This is a genomic window from Kitasatospora sp. NPDC007106, assembly GCF_040634455.1.
GTDB classification, from domain to species: domain Bacteria; phylum Actinomycetota; class Actinomycetes; order Streptomycetales; family Streptomycetaceae; genus Kitasatospora; species Kitasatospora arboriphila.
On sequence record NZ_JBEYFP010000660.1, the window covers coordinates 1 to 3,312 of the forward strand.

Sequence of the window (3,312 nt, forward strand, 5' to 3'; positions counted from 1 at the left end):
GGTGTCCCCCCCGCCGGCGCGGGGGCCGGGGGCGGGGTGGCGCGCCCCCCCGCCGCCGCGCCCGACCGGAGCCGGACCGGCGGGAGGCTCCGTCGTGCAGCGGCTCCCGCCGGTCACCCGTGCCACGGGGTGATGCCCCAGCGCATGGTGTGCCGGGCGCCCGGTTCCAGGGCGACGATCGAGGTTCCGTCGACGAAGGCGTTCGGCGGGCACGACATCGGCTCGACCGCGAGGGCCAGGCGTCGCTGCGGCTCCGGCAGGGTGTCCCCGCTGTAGATCTGGAGGTACTCCGCGCCCTCGCCGAGCCAGAGGTCCGCACCGTGCTCGCCGGAGGGGTGGGCGAGTCGGACGACCGCCCGCCCGCGCCCGTCCCGGACGAGCGAACCGAACGGGGTGTCCAGCCGGGTGGCACCGATGCTCCGCGGCGCGCGGAAGTCGTAGGGCGTACCGGCGACGGACTCCTCCGCCACCGGAAGACCGCTGTCGTCGGTGCGCAGCCAGGTGTCCGCGGGAACGGTCAGCACCACGTCGTCGACCGTCCCGGTGCCGACCGTGAGGTAGGGGTGTTGGCCGACGCCGTAGGGCGCGACCTGCCCGCCCGCGTTCCGCGCGGTCAGGGCCACCTCGAGACCGGTGTCGTGCAGTGCGTACTCGGCGCGGATGCGGAGGTGGAACGGGTAACCGGGCTGCGGCCACAGATCGGTCTCGCACACGGCGCGGGCCGTGTCGGACTCGACGACCTGCCAGGAGGTCCAGCGGAGCAGCCCGTGGATGGCGTTCCCGTGCTCGGGCTCGGACAGCGGAAGCTGCAGGTCCTCGCCGTGCCACCGGTAGCGTCCCGCACCGACCCGGTTCGGCCACGGGACGAGGATCTGGCCGCGCCCTCCGGTGATGCGGTCGCCGGCGTCGAACCCGTGGAGCACGGGCCTGCCGTCGACGGTGTACGACCGCAGAGCGGCCCCGAGTTCCACCACGACGGCGACCTGGTCGCCGTGTCGCAGGGTCAGCTGACGTCCTGTTCGGCTCACATGCACGGATAGAGCGTGCGAGCCGTCCCGCGCCGGTGCAAGCACGACACGTGCGAACCCGCGGAATCGCCGCCCTGCGACACGTCGCCGTGGCGCCGGACCCCTCCTCAGCGGCTGTCGGCCGCGCGGCGGCTTGGTCCGTTCCGGTGACGCGACCGGAGGGAAGCACCCGTCTGGCGCGCCAGCCTGTCGGCCGACCGCGCACCGTGGTTCCGTTTGAATTCCGCGTCCCAGCGGCTCGCACCCTCGGCCCCGGAGCGCGTCCACCGACCGATTCCCCGCGGCCTGCCGTGTGCACCGCTGCAGGGCCGTTCGACATGCCCGGAGGAGAGACCATGGTCGCAGGAACGGCCGGCGGGTCCCGGGGGAGATGATGGAGGACCACGTCACGCCCCGCCGGGTGGTGATCATCGGTGGCGGGTTCGCCGGCCTGTTCGCCGCCCGGGCCCTGCGGCACGCTCCGGCCGCGGTCACCGTGATCGACCGCCGGGCCCACCACTTGTTCCAGCCGCTGCTGTACCAGTGCGCGTCCGGGATCCTCTCGGAGGGCCAGATCGCGCAGCCGCTGCGCGGGGTCCTGCGCCGGCACCACAACGTGGACTGCCTGCTCGCCGAGGCCACCGACGTGGACCCGCAGGCCAGGGTGGTGCACGCGCAGCGGCCCGGCGGCGAGCCCCTGGAGGTGCCCTACGACGACCTGATCGTGGCCGTCGGCATGCGCCAGTCCTACTTCGGGCACGACGAGTATGCGGCGCACGCGCCCGGCATGAAGACCCTGGACGACGCCCTCGGCATCCGCCGCAGGCTCTACCAGGCCTTCGAGATGGCCGAGACGGCCACCGACCCCGAGGAGCGCCGGCAGTGGCTCACCTTCGCGCTCGTCGGGGGCGGGCCGACCGGCGTGGAACTCGCCGGACAGATCAGGGAGATCGCCGGGCACACGCTCGACCGGGAGTTTCGCGCCATCGACTCCGCCCAGGCCCGGGTGCTGCTCTTCGAGGGCTCCGACGCCGTCCTGGGCGCCTTCGGCCCCCACCTCGCCGACCGGGCGGCCCGGACGCTGCGGAACCTCGGCGTGGAGATGCACCTCGGCACGATGGTCACCGGTGTCGACGCCGACGGGCTGACCGTGAAGGACCGGAACGGTGCCAGCACACGGTTCCCGGCGCGCACGGTGCTGTGGACGGCGGGTGTCGAGGCCCCGCCGATCGCCGCCGCACTGGCGCGGGCCACCGGAGCGTCCCAGGACCGGGCCGGCCGCATCGCGGTCGAACCCGACCTGACCCTCGCCGGACACCCGGACATCCGCGTCACCGGCGACGTGATGAGCCTCGACCGGCTGCCCGGCCTCGCCGAGGTCGCCATGCAGTCCGGCGCCTACGCCGGCCGCGCCGTACGTCACTCCATCGAGGGCCGCAAGCGCAAGCCGAAGCCGTTCAAGTACGTGGACCTGGGCAGCGCCGCCTACATCTGCCGCGGGAGGGCCGTCGTCAAGGTCGGCCGGATCCACCTCTCGGGCAGGACGGGCTGGCTGGCCTGGCTGCTGATCCACCTGGCCTTCCTCACCGGCTTCCGCAGCAGGTTCGGCGCGGTGCTGAGCTGGGCGGTCGTCTTCGCCTCCGGCTCGCGGCGCGAACGCGCCTTCACCATGCCCGACCCACCTGCGCCACCGGTTCCCCCTGCCGGCCCGAAGCCGTCCGCCCCCTCGTCCTGACATCGCCCCGGCCAGCCGCGCCGGCCGCACCCCTGCCGATTCCTCTCAGCCCCGCCGCACGCGGGGCGGACCATCGAGGCGCACATGCTCAGCATCGCCGCCCATCTGGCGGACACACCTCCCCAACTCCTGCCGGCCCGTGAGCAGATGGCCTTCACCCTGGCCTCGCACATCCTGCTGGTGCCGTTCGGCGTGGCGCTGCCGTTCATCACCGTCCTGATGCACTACCGCGCGCTGCGCCGCAACGACCCGGTGGCCCTGCTGCTGGCCCGGCGGTGGTCCGCGGTGATGGCGGTGCAGTTCGCCATCGGGATCATCACCGGCACCGTGCTGTCCCTGGAGTTCGGCCTGCTGTGGCCCGGGATGATGGGGCGCTGGGGCGACGTCTTCGGCGTCGGCTTCGGCGTGGAGGCCTGGGCGTTCTTCCTGGAGGCCGTCCTGATCGCGGTCTACCTCTACGGCTGGCGCCGGCTGAAGCCGTGGACGCACTGGTGGCTGGCCGTGTCTCCCATTCTCCGTACCGCGTACACTGTACATAGTACGGATAAAGGCGGTGGGAGAATTCCGGCC

3 protein-coding genes are annotated in these 3,312 nt (G+C 73.3%); 2 read left to right on the plus strand and 1 reads right to left on the minus strand.

The genetic code is table 11. The annotated features are described in order from the left end of the window. Positions 1 to 113 precede the first annotated feature (113 nt). Positions 114 to 1,034 (minus strand): aldose 1-epimerase family protein, encoded by a 921-nt coding sequence (locus tag ABZ641_RS30305; RefSeq protein ID WP_359986909.1) that lies wholly within the window; start codon positions 1,032 to 1,034, stop codon positions 114 to 116. 364 nt (positions 1,035 to 1,398) lie between these two features. On the opposite strand from ABZ641_RS30305, the gene ABZ641_RS30310 reads away from it, so the two are divergent. Beyond that, complete coding sequence (locus tag ABZ641_RS30310; RefSeq protein ID WP_359986911.1) at positions 1,399 to 2,742, plus strand: NAD(P)/FAD-dependent oxidoreductase; 1,344 nt, start codon at positions 1,399 to 1,401, stop codon at positions 2,740 to 2,742. 84 nt (positions 2,743 to 2,826) lie between these two features. Then, positions 2,827 to 3,312 (plus strand): cytochrome ubiquinol oxidase subunit I (locus ABZ641_RS30315; RefSeq protein ID WP_359986914.1); only part of this gene is annotated, 486 nt, incomplete at its 3' end.